23 protein-coding genes are annotated in these 22,657 nt (G+C 43.6%); 6 read left to right on the forward strand and 17 right to left on the reverse strand.

Going from position 1 to position 22,657, the window contains the following annotated elements; all coding sequences use genetic code 11:
* The first annotated feature begins 28 nt into the window (after window positions 1–28).
* A complete protein-coding gene (locus tag ACED48_RS14725) occupies window positions 29–598 on the forward strand; it encodes a UPF0149 family protein (protein ID WP_017055075.1) in 570 nt (189 codons plus the stop codon).
* A gap of 115 nt (window positions 599–713) precedes the next feature.
* Here the strand turns inward: ACED48_RS14725 and ACED48_RS14730 are convergent, their stop codons facing one another.
* The 17 genes from ACED48_RS14730 to aspS all read right to left on the reverse strand — a co-directional run bounded on the left by ACED48_RS14730 (window position 714) and on the right by aspS (window position 16,932).
* Window positions 714–1,745: a potassium channel family protein gene (locus ACED48_RS14730; RefSeq protein WP_017055074.1), complete on the reverse strand. Its 1,032-nt coding sequence runs from the start codon at window positions 1,743–1,745 to the stop codon at window positions 714–716.
* Between the two features lie 179 nt (window positions 1,746–1,924).
* Complete coding sequence (gene nadA / locus ACED48_RS14735) at window positions 1,925–2,986, reverse strand: quinolinate synthase NadA (protein ID WP_017055073.1); 1,062 nt, start codon at window positions 2,984–2,986, stop codon at window positions 1,925–1,927.
* 209 nt (window positions 2,987–3,195) lie between these two features.
* The gene (gene ybgF, locus ACED48_RS14740; RefSeq protein ID WP_017055072.1) at window positions 3,196–3,984 is read right to left on the reverse strand and encodes a tol-pal system protein YbgF; all 789 of its coding nucleotides are present in this window, start codon (window positions 3,982–3,984) and stop codon (window positions 3,196–3,198) included.
* Between the two features lie 33 nt (window positions 3,985–4,017).
* A complete protein-coding gene (gene pal / locus ACED48_RS14745; protein ID WP_017055071.1) occupies window positions 4,018–4,560 on the reverse strand; it encodes a peptidoglycan-associated lipoprotein Pal in 543 nt (180 codons plus the stop codon).
* 111 nt (window positions 4,561–4,671) lie between these two features.
* A complete protein-coding gene (gene tolB, locus ACED48_RS14750) occupies window positions 4,672–6,027 on the reverse strand; it encodes a Tol-Pal system beta propeller repeat protein TolB (protein WP_017055070.1) in 1,356 nt (451 codons plus the stop codon).
* Window positions 6,028–6,044: 17 nt separating this feature from the next.
* The gene (tolA, locus tag ACED48_RS14755) at window positions 6,045–7,112 is read right to left on the reverse strand and encodes a cell envelope integrity protein TolA (protein ID WP_017055069.1); all 1,068 of its coding nucleotides are present in this window, start codon (window positions 7,110–7,112) and stop codon (window positions 6,045–6,047) included.
* A gap of 13 nt (window positions 7,113–7,125) precedes the next feature.
* Window positions 7,126–7,569 (reverse strand): protein TolR, encoded by a 444-nt coding sequence (gene tolR / locus ACED48_RS14760; RefSeq protein WP_017055068.1) that lies wholly within the window; start codon window positions 7,567–7,569, stop codon window positions 7,126–7,128.
* Between the two features lie 3 nt (window positions 7,570–7,572).
* The gene (tolQ, locus tag ACED48_RS14765) at window positions 7,573–8,256 is read right to left on the reverse strand and encodes a protein TolQ (RefSeq protein WP_017055067.1); all 684 of its coding nucleotides are present in this window, start codon (window positions 8,254–8,256) and stop codon (window positions 7,573–7,575) included.
* A complete protein-coding gene (ybgC, locus tag ACED48_RS14770) occupies window positions 8,246–8,683 on the reverse strand; it encodes a tol-pal system-associated acyl-CoA thioesterase (RefSeq protein ID WP_017055066.1) in 438 nt (145 codons plus the stop codon). The genes tolQ and ybgC overlap by 11 nt, the downstream gene beginning before the upstream one ends.
* A 172-nt stretch (window positions 8,684–8,855) precedes the next feature.
* Window positions 8,856–9,158 (reverse strand): cyd operon protein YbgE, encoded by a 303-nt coding sequence (gene ybgE / locus ACED48_RS14775; RefSeq protein WP_017055065.1) that lies wholly within the window; start codon window positions 9,156–9,158, stop codon window positions 8,856–8,858.
* Entirely contained in the window at window positions 9,151–9,258 is a 108-nt protein-coding gene (gene cydX, locus ACED48_RS14780; protein ID WP_000270284.1) for a cytochrome bd-I oxidase subunit CydX, read from the reverse strand. Before cydX ends, ybgE begins: the two co-directional genes overlap by 8 nt.
* Window positions 9,259–9,289: 31 nt before the next feature.
* A complete protein-coding gene (gene cydB / locus ACED48_RS14785; RefSeq protein ID WP_017055064.1) occupies window positions 9,290–10,426 on the reverse strand; it encodes a cytochrome d ubiquinol oxidase subunit II in 1,137 nt (378 codons plus the stop codon).
* Between the two features lie 13 nt (window positions 10,427–10,439).
* Window positions 10,440–12,026, reverse strand: a complete 1,587-nt coding sequence (gene cydA, locus ACED48_RS14790; protein ID WP_017055063.1) for a cytochrome ubiquinol oxidase subunit I — start codon at window positions 12,024–12,026, stop codon at window positions 10,440–10,442.
* Window positions 12,027–12,578: 552 nt separating this feature from the next.
* Window positions 12,579–13,595 carry a Holliday junction branch migration DNA helicase RuvB gene (gene ruvB, locus ACED48_RS14795; protein ID WP_017055062.1) on the reverse strand — a complete coding sequence of 339 codons (1,017 nt, stop codon included), beginning with the start codon at window positions 13,593–13,595 and terminating at the stop codon, window positions 12,579–12,581.
* A 151-nt stretch (window positions 13,596–13,746) separates the two neighbouring features.
* Window positions 13,747–14,358, reverse strand: coding sequence for a Holliday junction branch migration protein RuvA (gene ruvA, locus ACED48_RS14800; RefSeq protein ID WP_017055061.1), 612 nt, complete (start codon window positions 14,356–14,358; stop codon window positions 13,747–13,749).
* Between the two features lie 155 nt (window positions 14,359–14,513).
* Window positions 14,514–15,035, reverse strand: a complete 522-nt coding sequence (ruvC, locus tag ACED48_RS14805) for a crossover junction endodeoxyribonuclease RuvC (RefSeq protein ID WP_017055060.1) — start codon at window positions 15,033–15,035, stop codon at window positions 14,514–14,516.
* Window positions 15,036–15,150: 115 nt separating this feature from the next.
* Window positions 15,151–16,932: an aspartate--tRNA ligase gene (gene aspS, locus ACED48_RS14810; RefSeq protein ID WP_017055059.1), complete on the reverse strand. Its 1,782-nt coding sequence runs from the start codon at window positions 16,930–16,932 to the stop codon at window positions 15,151–15,153.
* Window positions 16,933–17,279: 347 nt separating this feature from the next.
* Between aspS and ACED48_RS14815 the strand changes: the two genes are divergently transcribed.
* The 5 genes from ACED48_RS14815 (at window position 17,280) to ACED48_RS14835 (ending at window position 22,655) form a co-directional block, all read left to right on the forward strand.
* Window positions 17,280–18,164 carry a DUF72 domain-containing protein gene (locus tag ACED48_RS14815; RefSeq protein WP_017055058.1) on the forward strand — a complete coding sequence of 295 codons (885 nt, stop codon included), beginning with the start codon at window positions 17,280–17,282 and terminating at the stop codon, window positions 18,162–18,164.
* Between the two features lie 139 nt (window positions 18,165–18,303).
* Window positions 18,304–19,032, forward strand: coding sequence for a carboxy-S-adenosyl-L-methionine synthase CmoA (gene cmoA / locus ACED48_RS14820; protein WP_017055057.1), 729 nt, complete (start codon window positions 18,304–18,306; stop codon window positions 19,030–19,032).
* 113 nt (window positions 19,033–19,145) lie between these two features.
* Window positions 19,146–20,117: a tRNA 5-methoxyuridine(34)/uridine 5-oxyacetic acid(34) synthase CmoB gene (gene cmoB, locus ACED48_RS14825; RefSeq protein ID WP_017055056.1), complete on the forward strand. Its 972-nt coding sequence runs from the start codon at window positions 19,146–19,148 to the stop codon at window positions 20,115–20,117.
* Window positions 20,118–20,391: 274 nt separating this feature from the next.
* Window positions 20,392–21,132 (forward strand): ATP-dependent zinc protease, encoded by a 741-nt coding sequence (locus ACED48_RS14830; RefSeq protein ID WP_017055055.1) that lies wholly within the window; start codon window positions 20,392–20,394, stop codon window positions 21,130–21,132.
* Between the two features lie 17 nt (window positions 21,133–21,149).
* Window positions 21,150–22,655 carry an inactive transglutaminase family protein gene (locus ACED48_RS14835; RefSeq protein WP_017055054.1) on the forward strand — a complete coding sequence of 502 codons (1,506 nt, stop codon included), beginning with the start codon at window positions 21,150–21,152 and terminating at the stop codon, window positions 22,653–22,655.
* Window positions 22,656–22,657: the final 2 nt, after the last annotated feature.

A 22,657-nucleotide genomic window follows, 5' to 3' on the forward strand; every position in this document is an offset into this window, starting at 1 on the left:
AATATGTTCCCTTTTACGGTACCTCACTTTGACTTTACAAGATATTCTTGCGCTTCCAGAGTTGGAAGGAAAGCTAATCACAGAACACAAAACCATAGGATTTGTCACTGCAATGGCAGCGGCACCTAACGTATTACCTCCTCATGAATGGCTTCCGTTCCTTTGGGGTGGTGAAGAAGTCGCTCCTTTTACTGATGGTGAGCAACTTGAAAGCTACATTGAAATTATCATCGCGCTTTGGAACGAAACCCGCCCAGAACTGATTGAAGGCACTTGGGTTTGGCCTGAAACTTGTCAATTGGATGATGAAGAAGTCGTCAACACAGCTGCTCGCGATTTTTGTGAAGGCTTACTTCAAGGTTGGCAGATTGCCCGTGATGATTGGGAAACATTGATGCCAGAAGACAGCGAAGACAATGCGCTGGTTGGCGGTGTGCTGCTTTCACTAAGCATGCTTTACGATCCAGAAACCTCAATCGCGACACTTGCAGAGCAAGGCATTGAAGGTTTAGAGCAGTTCGAAGAGATCTTTAATGCGGTTCCTGTGATGCTGTGCGGTCTAACGCAACGTGGCATTGCATTAGCTGAAGCTCAATAACCTAGAGAATATTAATAAGCTCTGAAAAAATAAGCTTAACTCTCTCGACCAAACAATAACAAAAGGCCTCACTTCACAATGAGGCCTTTTTTAGTTCTGAAGGTATATCAATCGTTTAAAAGCCTTTCCAATCGAAGTGATCAATTCGTTCATCTGCAATATAGAACAACTTAGTCCCGCTGTTGACCACTTGGTCTAGCTCAGGGTTAAGCTCAATACCACTGCCCGTATCAATCGCAATCAACGTGGCTTGATACTTCTCTTTGAACACCGAAAAAATTGGCGCAACCGTTACAGGCTCAGCCCCCTCAGGGTAATAAGTTGAATATTGTGTCATCCCCCTTGTCGTACTCAATAGCTCTTGGTGAAGCGCACTCGACCCCGGATCTACCGCAGCCTTGGCCAGCATTTCTGCCCCCACCGCCGGAATACATTCTGAGTTAGGGCAATGCTGATGCAACAAATCACTCAATGCTTCATCTTTAAAGTACACCAGAAGGTGCGCCTTAGGATTTCGGTTCGCGCAGTAAAGCGCCGCAGATAAAGTTATATCGTCTTCAGGATTATCAATGAGAATACAACTGGCCGACTCAATGCCCGTTTTCTCCATCTCTTTGCCATCGGTGTAGCTGTTTACTTTAACGAAATTTATTTCACCGGGTAACGGGTTCTCGATATCTGAACGCGTACATAACACGATTGGTCGTTTACCCGTTTCTTCGTGCTGTAACATACGAATGAGGTGAATGGTTCTTTGCTCATTCCATCCAAGCATCAAAATGTGGTTGTCCACTCTAACTCTCCTTTTTCCTAACAAACCCGCTCGCCAATATTCAACACCTTCTGTCGCGACCTTACCGAGTAATGCCGCGAAAAGACTAAGCCCTCCCGGAATCACGAACAGTATAACGATCCATCGTCCTGCATCTGTCGTTGGTGATAAATCACCGTAACCCACCGTCGACGCAGTCACGACTAGATAGTAAGCGAATGTGGTAAACGAACTGGTTAGGTCCGATTCACCCGCTAGATACAACGTCGACCACGACAAAAATACGTAACCAAGAAAGGTAAACAGCAAGTTTTTTCCGTTCAAAACAAAGATATTTGCTTTGACCCAGCGTTTGAGTTGTAACCAGATTATCATTCGAGCCTCAAATCTTTTTCTCTTACTTACATGCTAGAAAAAATACGCGATATCAACAAGATGTACCATAAGAAAAAGATACATGGCCACAAGATTGATACTCGCAACCTATCTTTAGGTACAAAAAAACCAGCACTACAAGCTGGTTTTCTATTCATAATAACAGCCCAATAATGAAATTAAGCGTTGCCTTTCACTTGCACATTAAGCTGTTCAGCAAAATCTAACATGCGGTTCAATGGAATAAGAGACTTAACGCGTAATTCGTCAGAAACGAAGATCTCGTGTTGCTCACCACCATTCTCAAGCGCGTTTTCAATCGCTTCAAGGCCATTCATTGCCATCCAAGGACAGTGTGCGCAGCTACGACACGTTGCACCAGCACCGGCTGTCGGCGCTTCAATCAGCTCTTTTTCAGGAACCAATTGCTGCATCTTAAAGAAGATACCTTTGTCTGTCGCAACAATCATCTGTGGATGAGGCAGCTCTTTTGCTTTCTTGATCAGTTGGCTTGTTGAGCCTACAGCATCAGCCAGTTCAACCACGCTTGCTGGTGATTCTGGGTGAACCAAGATAGCCGCATCTGGGTATACCGATTTCATTTTTTTCAAAGCATCAGCTGAGAACTCATCATGAACGATACACTCACCTTGCCAAAGCAACATGTCAGCGCCGGTTTGATTTGCGATGTAAGAACCTAAGTGACGATCTGGGCCCCAAATAATGGGTTTGCCTTCAGCGTCTAGGCTTTCAACGATTTCTAAAGCGATGCTCGACGTAACTACCCAGTCTGCACGAGCTTTAACAGCTGCAGAGGTGTTCGCGTATACAACCACGGTATGGTCAGGGTGAGCATCACAAAATTCTGTAAATTTGTCAGCCGGACAGCCAAGATCAAGTGAACATTCAGCTTCAAGTGTTGGCATTAGAATGCGTTTTTCAGGAGTAAGAATCTTTGCAGACTCACCCATGAAACGAACACCAGCGATGATCAAAGTGCTTGCTGAATGACGGTTACCGAACTTAGCCATTTCTAATGAATCACCAACGAAACCACCAGTTTCTTCTGCCAAAGCCTGAATTTCAGGATCGGTGTAGTAGTGTGCAATTAGAACTGCATCTTTTTCTTGAAGTAGTTTTTTGATGTTTACGATGTGGGCCTGTTTTTGAGCGTCGCTCAATGGAACTGGCTTAGGCGGAAACGGGTAAACTGTATCGATTTTATCTAGTATATGACTCATTGCTCTTGCTCTACGCAACTTCTTCCGAGAATCCGAGTATTCTACACAGGACAGCGATTGGGATCAAAAAGGATTGGTTGCAAGCGGTGGCTAGCTAGTGCTTAAAACGCATAAACAAGGCGATGCGTTGGCATCACTAACAAGATGAGTAAACACTAAACGGAAGTGAACAAATATAAAAAAGAGGCGCCTAAGCACCCCTATTTTGTTTATAAGTGGGTTTTAGCCACGTTTGCCGAAGCGCTGTTTGGGTATTCTGTGACGACTTGTTGGTAATATTTCTTAGCTTGCGTCGCGTTGTTGTTGCGCGCAGCTATGTCACCAAGCTTAACCAGTGCATCTGCTCGCTTGTTTGAGTCTTTATAAGACACAACAGCAGCGAAGCTCTTCACCGCTTCTTTATCTTGCTTCTTAGCGAAATAAAGCTGACCTAACCAGTAATGTGAGTTAGGTGTGAAGGTAGAATCTGGGAAGTCTTTTTGAAACTTTTGGAATGCTGCGATAGCACCCGTGTAGTCTCGTTGCTTTAGAATCATATCTACAGCATTTTGATAAGCAGTTTGCTCATCTACATCAGTACTGAACGTACCAGAAGCGTCTTTAGAGCCTTCGCTCGCCGCCACTGCTACCGTTGCAGTACCTGCAGCTTTCACCTCGCCTCTTACACGATCCAGCTCGATGAACAGTTCACGCTGACGCTCTAGCATTTGCTTCATATCGTAGCTGTTTCGCTCCAGCGCACCTCGAAGTTCACTGATCTCCAGTGACATATCATCGATTTGCTGCTGCATTTGAAGCTGAACTAGGTTGCGATTTTGAAGCAGGCGCTCTAAACGCTCAATATCTGATTCGTTAGATACAGCCCCTGATCGAGAGGAAGATGATGAATTGGTTGCGGTGCTATTGAGATCGGATACTGGAGCTGGTGCAGCGAACACGGTGTTCGCTGCACTTGCCAGTAACGAAAGCAAAATGACTCGCTTTGTGTTACTGAACATGAGGCAATTCCTCAATTATATAGTCTACTAAAATTAGTAAACTAGTACTGCGCGACGGTTTTTAGCGTACACATCTTCAGATTGACCTAGAAGAAGTGGCTTCTCTTCACCGTAGCTTACGATAGAAATTTGGTCTGCTTGAACACCTAGCGCTTGTAGGTATTTAGCTACAGCTTGTGCACGACGCTCGCCAAGTGCGATGTTGTACTCAGGAGTACCACGCTCATCAGCGTGACCTTCGATAGTAACGTTCATGTCAACGTTCTTACTCAGGTAAGCTGCGTGAGCTGCTAGTATTGCTTCGTAGTCGCTAGCGATAGTTGAGTTATCGAATGCGAAGTAGATTGTTTGAGTTTCACGTAGCGCTTGCTCTTTAAGCTCTTGCTCAGACAGTTGACCGTTAGCGTCAATTGGCGTTACAACCGTTGTATCTACGTTGCTTTCTGAACCTGAAGTTGTTTGGTTGCTTTCAGTACCAGATGTTGCAGATGTCGCTTCATCCGTTGAACTACATGCCGTCACTGCCATTACTGGTAGTGCAATCATCAAGCCTTTAAGAACTTTATTAAGTTGCATCTTATTTTCCTTACGTTATCAAACTTAGTTTCTACAGCGACTAAGTGCTATAGATAGTTAAATGCCACAATAGTTAACACTATCAATAGCTAATAGAATGTATCACTTTAGCTAGAGAAACGGTGACCATGCAGGTGCTCTTACACGTCCGTTGGTTGCCGGTAATCTCGCTTTAAAACGCCCATCAATAGAAACCATCGAGAGTACGTTTGTCTTGTTGTAAATAGAGCTATAGATAACCATACCTCCATTCGGTGCAATACTTGGTGATTCATCTAACAATGTTTTTGTTAGTATCTGAACCGCACCAGTTTCCAAATCCTGTTTAGCCAAGTTAAAGCCTGAGTTGCTTCGATTTACCATGATTAGGAATCGTCCATCAGGAGTGATCTGACCACCTAAGTTTTGGCTACCTTGCCAAGTAATACGAGATGTCGAATTATTTGACAAATTTACATTATAAATCTGTGGTTTACCACCACGATCCGATGTGAAAATAAGAGACTTTCCATCTGGATGCCAGAATGGTTCAGTATTATTCGAACGGCCTCGGGTAACTTGAGTCAGCTTACGGCTAGCAAGGTCAAGTGTGTACACCTGAAGGCTGCCTGTTTTCGACAATACCAATGCTAATGTCTTACCATCTGGCGAGAATCTTGGCGCACCATTATGACGAGGATATGAAGTCACCTTCTCACGCTCACCTGTATAAATATTCATAATGAATATTTCAGCTTGGCCATTTTGGAAACTCACATAAGCCAGCTTTTTGCCATCTGGTGACCATGATGGCGACATAAGAGGCTGTTTAGATCGAAGTACCAAACGCTCATTAAAGCCGTCATAATCCGCCACACGAAGCTGATATGGGTACTTATCTTTATCGTTCACTACCACATAAGAAACACGTGTTAAGAACGCGCCTCTTTCACCAGTTAACTCTTCATAAACTAAATCAGAAATACGGTGTGCATACTCTCTCAAGCGTTTACCGGAGACCGTTGCCTTTTTATTAAACAGCACATGGTCTTTCGAAAGCACCAATTGACCTTCATCACTTAACGCTCGGCTTTGTCCTTTAGTCAATTGACCACGAACAATGTCGACCAATTGATAGTTCACCACATACTGCCCTTCGACATTTCTACTGATACTACCCGTCAGCAATGAATCAACACCTAGATTGGTCCAAGCATCAAAATTCACCTCAGTTTCACTGTAAGGCGTTTGAGGCATTTTGCTTGTCGGAACGGGGCTAAATTTACCACTGCGCTGTAAGTCAGAAGCAATAACTGCTGATACGTCATGTGGCAACGGTTCAGTTCCTTCCCAACGAAAAGGGACAATAGCGATAGGTCGTGCAGAGTTAATACCGTCTGTAATAACAATTTCTAATTTAGCAAAAGCTGAACTAGAAAAAAGAAAAGCCATAACAAACAAGCTTTTTAAAAAGTTACCTTTAAGCATAAGTTGTCCATTTCTCATTATGGGATGAACCGAAAATCAAAATCTCGGAATATATTTTGTAGTGACGAGTCCTGTGGAAAATCAAATTCTCTTGCTTTAACTGTCGCAGCCTTAGCGGCTGAGCATAACTGACGATTACCACTAACGACGGAGACCCTTTTCACTACAGCTTTACTTCCACCGATTGGTGTCAATTGAATGTTAAGGATGCACTCCTCACCACGGAACGAGTCTTCCATAAGCAGATTACGTTGTACCGTTTGTTGGTAAATCGATATATATCTAGCCTTCTCATCTTCCAAATGCTGGTTCAATGCTGCATTGTTGCTACTTTGTTCACTCTCAAGCCCTTCAAAGATGTCATTCAATGCTGCTTCTTGCTGTTTACGCTCTTTTTCAGCTCTTGCTGCCGCTTCCTTCTCCTTACGGGCTTTCTCTGCTGCCGCAGCAGCCTCTTTCTCTTTGGCTATGCGTTGCTTTTCAGCACGTTCAGCGGCTTCTTTTTCTTTACGAGCTTTTTCAGCGGCTTCTTGCGCGGCTTTTTCTTTTGCCACGCGTTCCTGTTCAGCTTTTGCGATTGCTGCTTCTTTAGCTTTACGCTCATTTTCAGCTTTCACCAACGCCGCTTCTTTCAGCTTACGGTCAGCTTCTGCTTTAGCGGCTTTCTTTTTTTCTTGCTGTAAACGCGCTTCTTCGACTTTACGTTGTTTTTCTTTTTCAACTCGACGCTTTTCAGCTTCACGGGTTGCTTTTGCTTCTTTCGCTTGCTGTTCTTTTAGCTTACGAATGTTTTCTTCTTCCGCTTTTCGATTCTTTTCAAGTCTTTCGCTTTCACGTCTGAGTTTGTCTAAACGCTCTTGCTCCTTCTTACTCGCCGCTTCTCGCTGTTGACGAATCTGTTGAGCTTGCTGGCGAACCAACTGAGGGTCAATCACTACAGCCTGAACCATCTGGCCAGTTGGCTTAGGTTCTGACATCGTGAAGTCCGCTCCCCAAATGAGCGCAACAAATAAAATGACGTGCAGCCCAAGTGAAATAAGAAGCGGTGATCTAAAATTATTGGATTTCTTATTAGTCGCTTTCATGAATGCTACGGAGCTATTCCCTTATATCCGTTAAAAGGCCAACCTTTGGCACACCTGCACGGCTTAATTCATCAAGTAATAAAACCACTTCAGCGTAAGGCGTTGCGGCATCACCACCAACCGCCACTGGAGAGTTTGGCTTCAAAGACAACTCAGCTTTCACTCGGACGATAATATCTTCCAATGATAAACCACGCTGTACTTCTTCGTTATTGACACTTAAACCAAGCTCACCGTCTTTGTTCACTTCAACAATAATAAAACTCGCGTTATCGTCACCCAGCAGATCTTGTGCAGACTTAGCGGTTGAAGCCTGAGGCAGCTCAACGTCGACACCTTGAGTTACAAACGGTGAAGTCACCATAAAAATGATCAGCAAAACAAGCATAACGTCAATGTAAGGTACAACGTTAATCTCTGCGGTCATTTTGCGTTTTTTAGGTTGGTATCCAGCCATCTATTATTCCCTGCCAGCCATCGCTTGACGGTGAAGAATACTGTGAAACTCTTCAGAGAAAGTCGCGTAGTTGTGTTCTAGCTTACCTACTCGGCTGCTGAAGCGGTTGTACGCCATTACTGCAGGAATTGCGGCGAACAGACCCATTGCCGTTGCAATAAGTGCTTCTGCAATACCAGGAGCAACCATAGCGAGTGTCGCTTGTTTCACTTCACCCAATGCGATGAATGAGTGCATAATGCCCCAAACCGTACCAAATAGGCCTATATAAGGACTGATAGAACCGACTGTCGCTAAGAAAGGTAAGTTCGTTTCTAGCTCGTCTACTTCACGGGCTACTGCAACGCGCATTGCACGCCCAGTGCCTTCCATAATAAAGTCAGGAGAAGTAGCGTTGGATTTGCGAAGGCGAGCAAACTCGGTGAAGCCTTCGTAAAAAATCTCTTCAGTACCAGACAGCTCATCTTTGCGCTTATTGCTTTCCTGATACAACTTAGCTAGGTCAACACCAGACCAAAATTTATCTTCAAACACTTCAGTTTGTTTAGAAGCTTGCGATAACACTTTACTTCTTTTTATGATCATTGCCCAAGAAACAACAGACATGCCCATTAGGATTAGCATGACCATTTTAACTAGAAAGCTAGCTTCTAAAATTAGGCCTAATATTGAGATTTCAGCAGTCACTATTCGTTAGCTCCGTAAGAATAAATGTTGGCATTGCCTTGGGTTTCATTTTTTGATTGTCTATACATGCTACCTTAACCAGTGCTTTACACAATGCTTTGCCATCAGGATTTACGATCTCTTGACAGAAGACCAAGGTAGCTCGCTTCAATTCGTAAATATTAGTAATAACTTGTAAAGAATCATCAAGGCGCGCGCCTTGAATAAAATCTATCTCCATATGTCGGACGACAAAACCTATACTTTGTTCTAACAATACTTGCTGAGAGACACCAATTGAGCGCAACATCTCGGTTCGAGCGCGTTCAAAAAACTTGAGATAATTAGAATGGTACACCACGCCACCCGCATCGGTGTCTTCGTAATATACGGTTACTGGCCACTTAAACGGCTTAGATAATCCTTGCAAATTGATACCACAACCCAAAAACGATAAAGATATTACTATAACCTAACTCATTTTCATTAATAGTATATGGCAGTGAATTTTTGATTTAACAGACGAAAAAAGAGGCCATCTGTATAAGATGACCTCTTTTTGGCTAAAAACCCAACAAGTATAAAGGTTCACGTTGTTATGAACCTAAATCCTTTGCCTTTTATAGAAGGCGCAGCACCGTTAGGTAGAGCAAAATTGTGAGTGAAACGTATGGGCTAAACAGTAGCTGCCACATCCAAGCTCTTGGCTTAAATCCGATACCGTAAACCATGCTTGAGCATACTGCCCAAATAAACATTGGCCCGATGATCGCGTTAAAGCCACCGATGCTCGTCGCATACGCTTCAGGATCCCACATCACTAAACCAACATGCATGAAACCCAATACTAGAGATAAAGCTCTTAGCAGAGTCTTATCCATTGGTTGATGCAGTTTAGCGATTTGCTCTGCGAGATTACTCACTGTCTTTGTCCATCATTTCTGAATGCTCTAGCCATAGAGCATTGATGATGCCGAATGCACATGCTAGAAGTACACCCAAAATCCATGCGAAATACCACATAAAATTTCTCCTAAGTTATTTAACTTCTAGCTTAGTAAGCTGAAACGTCGTTATCTTCGATGTGTTTCTTATCCAGACGACCGAACATTTTGTAGTATGTCCAAGTTGTGTAGCCAAGAATCACAGGAACCATTACCGCAGCAACCATTGTCATCAAACCTAGTGTTAGTTCACTCGCTGTTGAATCCCACATAGTCAAACTATGGTTAGGGTTCAAACTTGATGGCATAACGAATGGGAACATTGCAAAACCAGCCGTTAAGATAACACCTGCGTTAGACAGGCTCGAAAACAAGAATGCGAAACCACCACGCTCAAAGCGAGATGCAATCACAGCTAATAGAGGCATTGCGACACCAAGAATTGGCGCTGCCCACATTGCAGGATACGTTTCGAAGTTTGTCATCCAAGCACCAACTTGAAGTGATACCTCTTTGTTTAATGGGTTCGAATCTGCAAAGGTGTCAATCGTGCTTGTGATTACATAACCTTCAATAGACTGAACCCAGAAACCACCAATAACGAACAGAGCAATAGCAACAAGGCCTGAAATCTGAGCTACACGACGAGCACGGTTATGTAATTCCTCTGTTGTCTTCATTTGAAGCCATGTTGCACCTTGCATAACGAACAACATCAGAGCCAACACACCACAAAGCAATGCAAAAGGGTTTAGCAAGGCAAAGAATGTGCCATGGTACTTTGACATCATTAAGTCATTCAGGTCGAATGGTACACCTTGTAGTAGGTTACCAAATGCCACACCGAAAATGATTGGCGGCACTGTGCCACTGCAGCAAAGAGCGTAGTCCCAAGCTTTACGCCATTTTGGGTTTTCAATCTTAGAACGGTAATCAAGAGCAAGTGGACGTAGCCAAAGCGCGGCTAACGTCGCGTACATTGCAAAATAGAAACCGGAGAAAGACGTCGCATAAACCAGAGGCCATGCAGCAAACAATGCGCCACCCGCCGTGATTAACCAAACTTGGTTACCATCCCAGTGCGGTGCAATAGTGTTAATCATGACACGACGTTCTGTGTCACTCTTACCGATAACAGGAGAAAGAGCTGCAACACCCATATCAAAGCCATCAGTTACGGCGAAACCAACCAGTAGAACACCGATCAGTACCCACCAAATAAGTCGTAAGCTTTCGTAATCAAACATAATATTCCCTCACTTATACTTCGACTGAACGGCTAACTTTGTCTTCAACAGAGTTATCGTTTTGTTCGAAGTGATAACGGCCTGTCTTTAGACTACTTGGACCTTTACGCGCGAATTTCAGCATTAGGTAAACTTCTGCAATCAAGAACACGGTGTACAGTGCAAGAATTGCGAATAGAGAACTCCAAAGCTGTTCAATAGTTAATGCTGATGCAGCAACGTTAACTGGTAGAATTTCACCAACCGCCCACGGTTGACGACCAAACTCAGCAACGAACCAACCAGCTTCAATCGCAATCCAAGGCAGTGGAATTGAGAATAATGCAGCTCTAAGAATCCATGGTTTTTGTTCGATTTTCTGACGGCATGTTTGAACAAACGCAGCACCGAATACAAACAGCATAATGAAGCCACAAGCAACCATTAGACGGAATGACCAGAATAGAGGCCAAACCGTTGGGATTGAATCATCCGCAGCCATTTGGATTTGCTCTTCTGTTGCATCAACAACGTCGTCTGTGTAGCGCTTAAGAAGCAAGCCGTAACCTAAATCACCTTTTACTTCATCGAAAGCCGCCATATTTTCTTCAGACTTGTCGCCTGCACGTAGCTTTTCAAGCAAATCGTACGCATACATACCCGTGCGGATACGATCAACGTGGTCATCACGTAAGTCACGCAGACCCGTTACTTCCTTATCAAGAGAACGTGTTGCGATAATACCCATTACGTAAGGAATTTTAATTGCGTAGTCAGTATTCATTGTTTCTTGATTTGGAATACCAAAAACAGTAAATGCGGCTGGTGCTTCTTCCGTATGCCACTCTGCTTCAACAGCAGCTAACTTCACTTTTTGAACTTCACCAAGCTCGTAACCAGATTCATCACCTAGTACGATTACTGATAAAATCGCTGCCATACCAAATGATGCTGCAATCGCAAAAGAACGACGTGCAAAGGCAAGATCACGACCTTTAAGAATGTAGTATGAGCTGATACCAAGGATGAACATAGCACCCGTTGTGTAACCAGACGCTACTGTGTGTACGAATTTAACCTGCGCTACTGGGTTTAGTACAACTTCTGCGAAGCTCACCATTTCCATACGCATCGTTTCAAAGTTAAATTCCGCACCCACTGGGTTTTGCATCCAGCCGTTTGCTACTAATATCCAAAGCGCAGAAAAGTTAGAACCAAGAGCGACTAACCACGTTACCGCTAAGTGTTGACGCTTCGACAATCTGTCCCAACCGAAGAAGAAAAGACCAACAAAAGTAGACTCTAGGAAGAATGCAACAAGCGCTTCAATAGCCAACGGAGCACCAAAGATGTCGCCAACATAGTGAGAATAGTATGACCAGTTAGTACCAAACTGGAACTCCATGGTTAAGCCTGTCGCTACACCAAGAGCAAAGTTAATACCAAACAATTTACCCCAGAACTTAGTCATGTCCTTGTAAATTTGCTTGCCAGTCATTACATAAACTGACTCCATAATGGCAAGTAAAAACGCCATCCCTAAAGTCAGTGGAACAAATAGGAAGTGATACATCGCTGTAAATGCAAACTGCAATCGCGACAGATCAACAACATCAATCATGGTAACTCCTTTGTGTCGGCTGAATGACACTTTTGTGAATATTCACCTCAAAAATCCATGTTAAAACAATTTATGCAATTGTTATTACAAGTTGAAATTTGTAGCAAAAACGTACCGTTATAGTTAGATTATTGTTAAGCATGAGCTAATATAGCTGGCGCTAATATTACTGGTAAAATCAGTATGTTTCAAAAGGTTTATGGGAGAACCCTGCGTTGATTTGTATCAAATTTATTCTAGCAAATTAGAGTTATTTTTGAACAGTTATGATTAAAATCACACCAATTTAGCTTGTCTTAATAACAGTGCATGATATCTGTGACAAAAGCTCATCACCACTTCAACATACGAACTACAACTACCCATAAAGTATTAACAAAATATATGACAACTTATTTCATTTTTTGTTAACCAAATCAAACTTGAAATCAAAGTTTCCACTTTTAACATCCACTACTCAGCCTTTTTACCTATTAGCTAAAAAAATTGTTATTCACTAAAAACAAAAAAATCCCAGTGCTTATGCAACTGGGATTTTTATAAATGAATAATTTAACGATTAGAAGGTTTATCTATTCCGAAGTGCAAATAGGCTCTGTCGGTAGCAATTCGACCTCGTGGAGTTCTTTGTAGATAACCTTGTTGAATTAAATATGGTTCTAGCACATCTTCAATGGTGTCTCTCTCTTCACCAATTGCGGCTGCCATATTGTCGATACCAACCGGACCACCACCAAACTTCTCCATAATTGCGAGTAGAAGCTTTCTATCCATGTAATCGAAACCTTTCGCATCGACATCCAGCATGTTAAGCGCTTTATCAGCAACCTCAGGACAAATATGACCATCCCCTTTGACCTCTGCATAATCACGTACACGACGCAGCAAACGGTTAGCAATACGAGGTGTACCACGCGCACGGCGAGCAACTTCTAACGCGCCTTCTGACTCCATCGAAAGACCGAGACAATCTGCGCTTCTCTGAACAATATTTTGTAGATCTTCAACTTTATAGTACTCAAGGCGTTGAGTAATACCAAAACGATCACGTAATGGAGAGGTCAACGAACCAGCACGAGTGGTTGCGCCGATCAAAGTAAAAGGAGGGAGATCGATCTTGATAGAACGCGCCGCAGGCCCTTCACCAATCATAATGTCCAGTTGGTAATCTTCCATTGCTGGATACAAAACCTCTTCAACCACAGGGCTTAGTCGATGAATCTCATCAATGAACAGCACATCATTCTCTTCAAGGTTTGTCAGCAATGCCGCTAAGTCACCCGCTTTTTCTAGCACAGGCCCTGAAGTAGTCCGTATGTTCACATCCATTTCATTGGCAACAATGTTAGCCAATGTGGTTTTACCCAAGCCTGGAGGACCAAATATCAACAGATGATCGAGCGCCTCGCTACGTAATTGTGCCGCTTTGATGAAAATCTCCATCTGGCCACGAACGTGATCCTGACCTTGATAATCGGCTAATGCTTTTGGTCGTATCGCGCGGTCAATAACATCTTCATCTTTAAAGACCGGATTATCAGGAGCAATGAGGCGATCTGCTTCAATCATAGGGGTTCCAATTTGAGAGCTCTAACTCTGTTATATCTAATTTCTAACTCGATGTTTTGTTGTCCACGACGTTGAACGTGAAACGGCTGAACACCAATATAGTGGAGGCTTACCTGCAGCATATAAAACCCTGCAAAAAAGTAAGATCTATTTAAACCATCGACTTCAATGCTTCGCGAATCAACTGTTCACTCGTCATGCCTTCTTTAGCCACTTGAGAAACAACCTTAGAAGCTTGAGTTGGTTTATAACCTAATGCAAGTAGTGCACTTACCGCTTCTTCTTCAGCATCATGAACCGTCGGCACAGAATCAATAGGTGCTGCATCCGTCGCAGGCGTGAACAAATCACCGACGCCCCACCCTTTCAAACGGTCTTTCATTTCAACAACAAGTCGCTCTGCCGTCTTCTTACCAACACCCGGCAATTTTACCAACGTAGAAATATCTTCGCGTTCAACACTTTGAATAAACTGGCTAGCCGTCATACCTGAAAGGATACCAAGGCCTAGCTTAGGGCCAACACCGTTCGCTTTGATAACTTCGCGGAATAGCGCTCGCTCTTTAATAGTGTTGAAACCATAAAGCAGTTGTGCATCTTCACGTACAACAAAGTGAGTGTAGATAATTGCCTCTTCGCCCACGTTTGGTAATTCATAAAAACAGCTCATTGGCATTTGAACTTCATAGCCAACGCCACTCACTTCGATTAATAACTCTGGTGGCTGTTTTTCTATTAATATACCGCGTAGACGTCCGATCACAATTCACTCTCTTGGTGGAACATAATTTGAGGGACAGAATATAAAAGAACTGGATGCTTATCCAGTTCTTTATGTTTATTAGAGTGATTTATTTACACTTGCTTGGCTTGTGAAGCCGCATTATTCAAGCTTTTAAGAAAGCACTAAGATCTAGGTTAACGGTAACGCCCTTTTTTTGCTCCAGTTGCTTTACCAGCAAGTGCAACTAAGGTTTTATTGGTGTTCGCGTGAGTGATTGCTACACCCAGAGCATCGGCTGCATCGGCCTGTGGCTTGGCAGGTAGCTTAAGCATGCTCATTACCATGTTCTGAACCATAGACTTGTCCGCGCCGCCATTACCTGTCACCGCTTGCTTAATTAAACGAGCCGCGTATTCATGAACAGGCAAATCCGCATTTACAGCCGCTACTATTGCGCTACCACGAGCTTGACCAAGTTTAAGCGCCGAATCCGCATTCTTCGCCATGAAGACCTGCTCTATCGCAAACACATCCGGCTGGAATTGAGTGATGATTTCACTTACACCCGCATAAATTTGCTTTAGTCGACCCGGTAACTCTTTTTCAGAGGTGCGAATGCAACCACTCCCTAAGTAATATAGGTGGCGGCCATTTTGACGAATAACACCGTAACCGGTAATGCGTGAGCCAGGGTCAATCCCTAAGATAATAGACATAACTTCAAATACTGATTATTTATACATGCTTTATGAGCTTAGTATATCGAACGCAAAAAAAAATGCCCGTCAAATTACGGGCATTTCTATTCACTTAAAAGATAGAGTACTTAGCTTATTCGGCTGACTCTTCTTTTTGTGCAACTTTAACAGCGATTGCTAGCTCTTCCAATGATGCTGGGTTCGCTAGGCTTGGCGCGTCTGTTAGTAGACATGCTGCAGCGGTTGTTTTCGGGAATGCGATAACGTCACGGATGTTCTCTGTACCACAAAGTAGCATTGCTAGACGGTCAAGACCGAATGCTAGACCAGCGTGTGGTGGAGTACCGTATTGAAGAGCATCTAGTAGGAAGCCGAACTTCTCTTGCTGCTCTTGTGCTTCGATACCTAGGATACCGAATACCGCTGTTTGCATTTCTGCGTTGTGAATACGTACAGAACCGCCGCCTACTTCGTAGCCGTTGATTACCATGTCGTATGCATCAGAGTTTGCTGCTGCTGGGTTCGCTTTAAGCTCTTCCGCGTTCACACCTAGTGGTGATGTGAATGGGTGGTGCATTGCGTGTAGGTTACCTTCGCCGTCTTCTTCGAACATTGGGAAGTCAACAACCCACAGTGGAGCCCATGCAGATGTGTCTGTTAGCTCTAGATCAGTACCTAGTTTAAGACGAAGTGCGCCCATTGCTTCAGCAACGATACCCGCTTTGTCTGCGCCGAACAGAATGATATCGCCAGATTCAGCTTGAGTGCGATCGAGAATACCGTTGATTACGTCTTCGCTTAGGAACTTAGCAACTGGAGATTGAATACCTTCCATGCCTGCAGCACGGTCGTTAACCTTCATCCAAGCTAGGCCTTTCGCGCCGTAGATGTTTACGTGTTCAGCGTAACCGTCGATTTGCTTACGAGTTAGCTTAGCACCACCTGGTACACGGATAACCGCTACGCGACCTTTTTCGTCGTTAGCTGGGCCAGAGAATACTTTGAACTCAACGTCTTTAACCAAGTCAGCAACGTCAACTAGCTCTAGTGGGTTACGTAGATCTGGCTTATCAGAACCGAAACGACGAATCGCTTCAGAGAAAGGCATTACTGGGAATTGACCTAGTTCAACATCTAGAAGTTCTTTCCACATATCGTGAACAAGCTTCTCAGTCACGTTACGTACTTCTTGAGAAGTCATGAACGATGTTTCGATATCGATTTGAGTAAATTCAGGCTGACGGTCAGCACGTAAATCTTCATCACGGAAACATTTAACGATTTGGTAGTAACGGTCAAAACCAGACATCATCAGCAGTTGCTTGAACAGCTGAGGAGATTGAGGAAGTGCGTAGAAGCTACCTTTGTGAACACGGCTTGGTACTAGGTAATCACGAGCACCTTCTGGTGTCGCTTTCGTTAGTACTGGCGTTTCGATGTCTAGGAATAGGTTCTCATCTAGGAAACGACGAACGAAGCTAGAAGCACGTGCACGAAGCTTGATACGGTCGCTCATTTCTGGACGACGAAGATCGATGTAACGGTACTTAAGACGCTGCTCTTCAGAGTTCGTTTGGTTGAAGTCTAGTGGAAGCGCTTCTGAACGGTTGATGATCTCTAGACCAGTCGCGTAAAGTTCTACTTCACCAGTAGCCATGTCTTTATTTACTTGGCTGTCCGGACGAACACGTACTTCACCAGTAAACTTGATACAGAATTCATTACGCAGTTGGTTAGCGATCGGGAAGATATCTTTCATATCTGGATCGACAACAACCTGAACGATGCCTTCACGATCACGCATATCAATAAAGATAAGACCGCCTAAATCACGGCGACGGTTTACCCAGCCGCACAATTCTACAGTTTGTCCCGCCAGGGACTTGTTCAGGTTACCACAGTAATGGGTACGCATAATGAATTTCCCAATCTCTTAATAATTTACTAATTTCCAAGCTGTAGGTGTCAAAATAGCCCTACAAAGCTTTTCACCTAACGAAGCGAGGAATCATTTATACGCGGAAACTCGCTTAAAATCGACCTTCCACATTCGAATTTATTATGTTTTATCTGGCTTTACTGCTTTTTAGCCCATCAAGTGCGCAAAGATTCATCAAAACCAAAAAAATTGGCATAATTATATCTCGAAAGTACCGTAATCGGCAAAAGTCTCGTACAGTAGATTTGCACTTCAACTAAAAATTTTTTGTAATAACTAATGACGCGATGACAAATAGCGTGATAACTAACGGTGTAATAACAATGGAAACTTTACCTCTAAGACTTGGCTTAACAATGTGGTCTCATTCTGAGTGGCAAAGTCAGTTCTATGGCAAGGGGACAAAGCCTGCAGAACGCCTAGAAAAATACACCCAAGTTTTTCATACCGTTGAAGGCAACACGACCTTTTACGCTACGCCGAGTATGTCTACCGTTCATAACTGGAAAGCCGCGAGTCACGATGATTTCAGGTTCACTTTCAAGCTACCTAAATTCATAACCCACCAGCAACAACTCAGGCATTGCCAAGCCGAACTCAAAGAGTTCTTAACGACCATGTCACCACTCCATGATCGCATTGGTCAATGGACGATTCAGCTACCACATAGCTTTGAACCTAGCATGCTCCCAGTGCTACAAAAGTTTTGTACATTATTTCCAAAAGACATGCAGCTTGGTGTTGAAGTCCGTCACTTGGGTTTCTTTGACAAAGGTGATGCCGAAAAACGCTTCAACCAATGGCTGGTTGAAGAAGGTATCAATCGCATCATTATGGATAGCCGCCCCGTATTTTCCGCGCCGCCAACCACAGAGGCAGTGATCGATGCACATCAGAAGAAGCCACGCGTACCCGTTCATGCGATTGCAACCGCCAACAACCCAATGATTCGATTCATTGGCCACCCTGATCAAGAGCCTAACATCGAGTTTTTTAAACCATGGTTTAACAAAATTCCAAACTGGCTTAGTGAAGGCAAACAACCATATTTGATGATCCACACTCCAGACAACAACCACGCGCCTGAACTTGCAATTGATGTATATCAGCGATTGCAAAAGCAAGTATCTGAAAATACTTCATTATTATTGCCCGATCTGGCTCAGTTTCCAGCTCAGAAAGGCAATCACCAAATATCAATGTTTTAATCCCACTCTCTCGTATAGAGCCAAACATCAGGACTAATCTCAGTTTTCGTGACAGCAGTCTTTTTTTTACGTAAAATACGCCCCCTTTTATTTGGTACGAATTTCGGACCAATTACGCTGACTGTCGAGAGAAAATGCCATGAGCAACACAGACAATATCTTTTCCGCTCCTATTGATAAAATTGGAGACTTCACCTTTGATGCAAGGGTTGCTGAAGTATTTCCGGATATGATTCAACGCTCGGTGCCTGGCTACAGCAATATCATCTCTGCGATCGGCATGTTAGCTGAGCGCTTCGTAAAACCGCATTCAAATATATATGACCTAGGTTGCTCTCTTGGCGCGGCTACGCTTTCAATGCGCAGACACATTCAGCAAGAAGGCTGCACGATTTTCGCTATCGACAACTCAGAAGCCATGGTTGAGCGCTGTAAATTACACGTTAACGCTTACCGCAGTGACACGCCGGTAGAAGTAATCGAAGCTGATATTCGTGAAGTAGAAATCAAAGATGCTTCTGTTGTGGTACTTAACTTTACGCTGCAATTCTTGTCTCCAGACGACCGATACACTTTGCTTGAAAAAATTCACGCAGGCTTACGCCCAGGTGGCATCTTAATTCTGTCAGAAAAATACGTATTCGAAGATGAAAGCTCAAACGAGCTGCTTATCGACCTGCATCATGATTTCAAACGTGCTAACGGTTACAGCGAGCTAGAGGTAAGCCAGAAACGCAGCGCAATTGAAAACGTGATGCGGCCTGACTCGGTCAAGGTTCATAAAGAACGTTTTCAAAAAATCGGTTTTTCTAGTTGCGAAGTTTGGTTCCAGTGTTTCAACTTTGGTTCGATGTTCGCTATCAAATAAAACACAAACATAATCAGTTAGAGACGATTCATTCGGACTTTAACCACTAATTTCCTGTGTTGTGATGCTCAGCGTCACACACATTATGAATTCCACAACGGTTTATATTACCCATGTTTAATTTTGCTAATTTTTATCAACTTATCGCCCAAGATACTCGCCTTCAGCCGTGGTTAAACGTCCTGCCACAGCAACTGACCGATTGGCAAAATGCAGAGCACGGTGACTTCGACCGTTGGTTACGTGCACTAAACAAGATTCCACAAGGTGTGCCTGACCAAATTGATTTGAAAAACTCAGTGACCATTGGCAGCTCAACACCGTTCCACACCGGTGAGCTTAAAAAGTTAGAAAGCTTACTGAAGACTTTCCACCCTTGGAGAAAAGGCCCTTACACGGTTCACGACATTCATATCGATACGGAATGGCGCAGTGACTGGAAATGGGATCGCGTGCTTCCACATATCACCCCACTAAAAAACCGCTCGGTGCTCGATGTGGGTTGTGGCAATGGTTACCACATGTGGCGCATGCTTGGCGAAGGCGCTCGCCTAACGGTGGGTATCGACCCTTCTCACCTTTTCTTGGTTCAGTTTGAAGCTATCCGTAAGTTAATGGGCGATGACCAACGTGCTCACCTGTTACCTCTAGGCATAGAGCAACTCCCAAAATTGGAAGCCTACGACACAGTATTTAGCATGGGCGTGCTATACCACCGACGTTCACCGCTTGATCACTTAATTCAACTGAAAGACCAATTGGTATCTGGCGGTGAGTTAGTGCTTGAAACCTTAGTGATTGAAGGCGATGAAAATGCAGTCCTAGTTCCTGTTGACCGTTACGCGCAGATGAGAAACGTCTACTTCTTCCCTTCAGCTCGCGCACTGAAACGTTGGCTTGAACAGGTTGGCTTTGAAGACGTTCGTATCGTTGACGAAAATGTCACCACTATAGGAGAACAACGCACAACGGAATGGATGACACATAACTCTCTGCCAGATTACCTAGATCCGAACGATCCGAGTAAAACGGTTGAAGGCCACCCTGCACCAAGGCGTGCGATTTTGGTAGCAACAAAGCCATAGATTCTCAGCCCACAAAATAATAGCTACTGAGGGAAAAATGAGGGGTTATTTTGCGTGTAAACCCATCATTTTTTCGCAGTACACTTTGACCAAAGAGCCCCAAAATTGACGCCTGTTTAATAAGTAAGCTATTTAAGATTGCGATAATTGGCGTAGCGCTCACATTGCGATTCAATATGACCAGACTCTAACATTAGGATGCTTCACGCATGCTTTCCGGTAGGATAAACTGCTAAATAGTATGAACTATTCTCTAATTCCCAAAGGTTTTTTTATGTTTAAGCGATTATCGCCAATTGTGGCGGTTGGTTTGCTCTCTGGCTGCACCCTCACTAACGGTGCGACCTACCACCAAGAAACGCTCGACGCAATTTCCCACTCAGAGGCAAACATCGCAAATAAAGTTCAGAATCTTGAACTACAAATGAGTAACCAAAGCGACTATATTGAAAGCCTAGAAGATGAAATTACGACTCTTTCTAGTCAACTAAATGCTCATCTAATTCGTATTGAACACAAGGTTATTGAAGAGCAAGAGGAAGAAGAACCTGAAGTCGTTGTCGCTGACCCTGTCACCCCGACGTTACAACCTACCATCTTAGGCGGAATCGAGAAGGTATCTATCGACTCGATAAAACAAAGCTTTGACGCTCGTGTTGATACCGGCGCAACCACCTCCTCTTTAAATGCCGTCGATATTAAAGAATTCGAACGTAACGGTAAGAACTGGGTTAAATTCCACCTAGACGACCAAGCAGAAGCAGAAAAAGAACAAAAATGGATCGAAGCACCTGTTATACGTTATGTGAAAATCCGACAATCAACAAATGATCAGACAGAGCGAAGAGCGGTGATTGAATTATGGGTGAAAGTTGGAAAAATCCATGAAAAAGCGCAATTTACATTGGCGGATCGCTCTCAAATGAGTCACCCTGTATTACTAGGGCGCGAATTTATCAAAGACATCGCGCTAGTGGATGTAAGCAAAACGTACGTACAAACGGAAGCTAAATAACAATAGTAGGGCAAGCTATGACGTCAAGAATTCCATTTTATATTTCTATTTTCCTGCTCATTGTGGCAGGTATAACGCTAAGTATGTTTAGGCATACAACCTACGGTGTACCTTGGACTCCAGGAGAAACTAGACAAGTATGGGACATTGAAGCTCGTATCGAATTCAATGCAATAGGTAAAGAAGCAAAGGTTTCATTAGCAGCTCCTCACACTCAGTCTAATTACACACTTATCGGTGAATCAGCTTCATCACCAGGCTACGGTATCTCCTACTTGAATACAGAGTCAGGTCGCCGTGCAGAGTGGTCTATTCGTTATGCAGATGGTCCTCAAACCATCTACTACAAAACACAATTTCTAGTCGACAACCAAGCTAAAGTAAACGATGCACCACCAGAAGGTGAAATAACGCAACCAAGCTTCGACGGTCCAGAAGAAGCGGCATCTCTTGCTCTGATAGATAGAGCAACAAAGCGTTCCGCAGACAACCTAACCTTTACTCGTGAGTTGATTAAAACGCTTAACGATCCTGATAGTCAAAACTCTGCTCTAATTCTGAATAACATGACGAAAGTTGAAGCGACACACAAGCTACTTTCGACAGCCAAAATTCACAACAAAGTAGTCGGTGTTATTGAATTGGAAGATGGACGTCGTCGACAATCAATCCAACACATGATCCAAATCTGGGACAATGACCAGTGGATTTTGTTCTCTCCAGAGTCGAGTCAACGACAAGTTCAACCAAACCTACTTATCTGGGATGAATCCAACGTTTCTCTGCTAGATGTTGTTGGTGGTCAGAACAGTAAAGTTCATTTCTCTATGATTGCTCAGGAAGTATCTCCAACTGAAGCAACCAACAACAAGGTTTCAGCTGATCGATTATTGAACCTATCGATTCACAGCCTGCCGCTAGAAGAGCAAGCGATGTTCAAAACCATCATGCTTATTCCTATCGGTGCACTGATTGTTGTTTTCCTACGCGTGATCATCGGTTTGAAAACATCTGGTACGTTCATGCCAGTTCTGATTGCCGTGGCGTTTGTTCAAACACAATTAATAACGGGTATTGTCGGTTTCCTATTAATTGTCGGTACCGGTCTGGTGATACGAAGTTACTTATCAAAACTCAACTTACTCCTGGTAGCTAGGATATCCGCCGTCATCATTACAGTAATCATGATCATCTCCGTGTTTACCGTGGTCGCATTTAAGGTCGGTCTGACAGAAGGTCTATCCATTACGTTCTTCCCAATGATCATCCTATCTTGGACTATCGAACGTATGTCTATTCTATGGGAAGAAGAAGGCGCGAAAGAAGTCGTGTTACAAGGTGGTGGTTCTCTGTTTACCGCTATTCTTGTTTATTTAGGCATGACGAACCCATTCATTCAGCACTTAACGTTTAACTTTATTGGTCTACAGCTTGTTATTCTAGCAACCATCTTGCTACTAGGTAACTATACTGGCTACCGTCTAACCGAGCTTCGTCGCTTTAAACCGCTAGCGGAGGACTAAGT

Source organism: Vibrio sp. 5S239 (assembly GCF_041439575.1).
Taxonomy (GTDB): Bacteria; Pseudomonadota; Gammaproteobacteria; order Enterobacterales; family Vibrionaceae; genus Vibrio; species Vibrio kanaloae.

Bases quoted from the DNA above. Each gene is read 5' to 3' on its own strand.
- ACED48_RS14730 (WP_017055074.1), bottom strand. From the start codon at position 1,745: ATGATAATCTGGTTACAACTCAAACGCTGGGTCAAAGCAAATATCTTT.
- nadA (WP_017055073.1), bottom strand. From the start codon at position 2,986: ATGAGTCATATACTAGATAAAATCGATACAGTTTACCCGTTTCCGCCT.
- ybgF (WP_017055072.1), bottom strand. From the start codon at position 3,984: ATGTTCAGTAACACAAAGCGAGTCATTTTGCTTTCGTTACTGGCAAGT.
- pal (WP_017055071.1), bottom strand. From the start codon at position 4,560: ATGCAACTTAATAAAGTTCTTAAAGGCTTGATGATTGCACTACCAGTA.
- tolB (WP_017055070.1), bottom strand. From the start codon at position 6,027: ATGCTTAAAGGTAACTTTTTAAAAAGCTTGTTTGTTATGGCTTTTCTT.
- tolA (WP_017055069.1), bottom strand. From the start codon at position 7,112: ATGAAAGCGACTAATAAGAAATCCAATAATTTTAGATCACCGCTTCTT.
- tolR (WP_017055068.1), bottom strand. From the start codon at position 7,569: ATGGCTGGATACCAACCTAAAAAACGCAAAATGACCGCAGAGATTAAC.
- cydX (WP_000270284.1), bottom strand. From the start codon at position 9,258: ATGTGGTATTTCGCATGGATTTTGGGTGTACTTCTAGCATGTGCATTC.
- cydB (WP_017055064.1), bottom strand. From the start codon at position 10,426: ATGTTTGATTACGAAAGCTTACGACTTATTTGGTGGGTACTGATCGGT.
- cydA (WP_017055063.1), bottom strand. From the start codon at position 12,026: ATGATTGATGTTGTTGATCTGTCGCGATTGCAGTTTGCATTTACAGCG.
- ruvB (WP_017055062.1), bottom strand. From the start codon at position 13,595: ATGATTGAAGCAGATCGCCTCATTGCTCCTGATAATCCGGTCTTTAAA.
- ruvC (WP_017055060.1), bottom strand. From the start codon at position 15,035: ATGTCTATTATCTTAGGGATTGACCCTGGCTCACGCATTACCGGTTAC.
- aspS (WP_017055059.1), bottom strand. From the start codon at position 16,932: ATGCGTACCCATTACTGTGGTAACCTGAACAAGTCCCTGGCGGGACAA.
- ACED48_RS14815 (WP_017055058.1), top strand. From the start codon at position 17,280: ATGGAAACTTTACCTCTAAGACTTGGCTTAACAATGTGGTCTCATTCT.
- cmoA (WP_017055057.1), top strand. From the start codon at position 18,304: ATGAGCAACACAGACAATATCTTTTCCGCTCCTATTGATAAAATTGGA.
- cmoB (WP_017055056.1), top strand. From the start codon at position 19,146: ATGTTTAATTTTGCTAATTTTTATCAACTTATCGCCCAAGATACTCGC.
- ACED48_RS14830 (WP_017055055.1), top strand. From the start codon at position 20,392: ATGTTTAAGCGATTATCGCCAATTGTGGCGGTTGGTTTGCTCTCTGGC.
- ACED48_RS14835 (WP_017055054.1), top strand. From the start codon at position 21,150: ATGACGTCAAGAATTCCATTTTATATTTCTATTTTCCTGCTCATTGTG.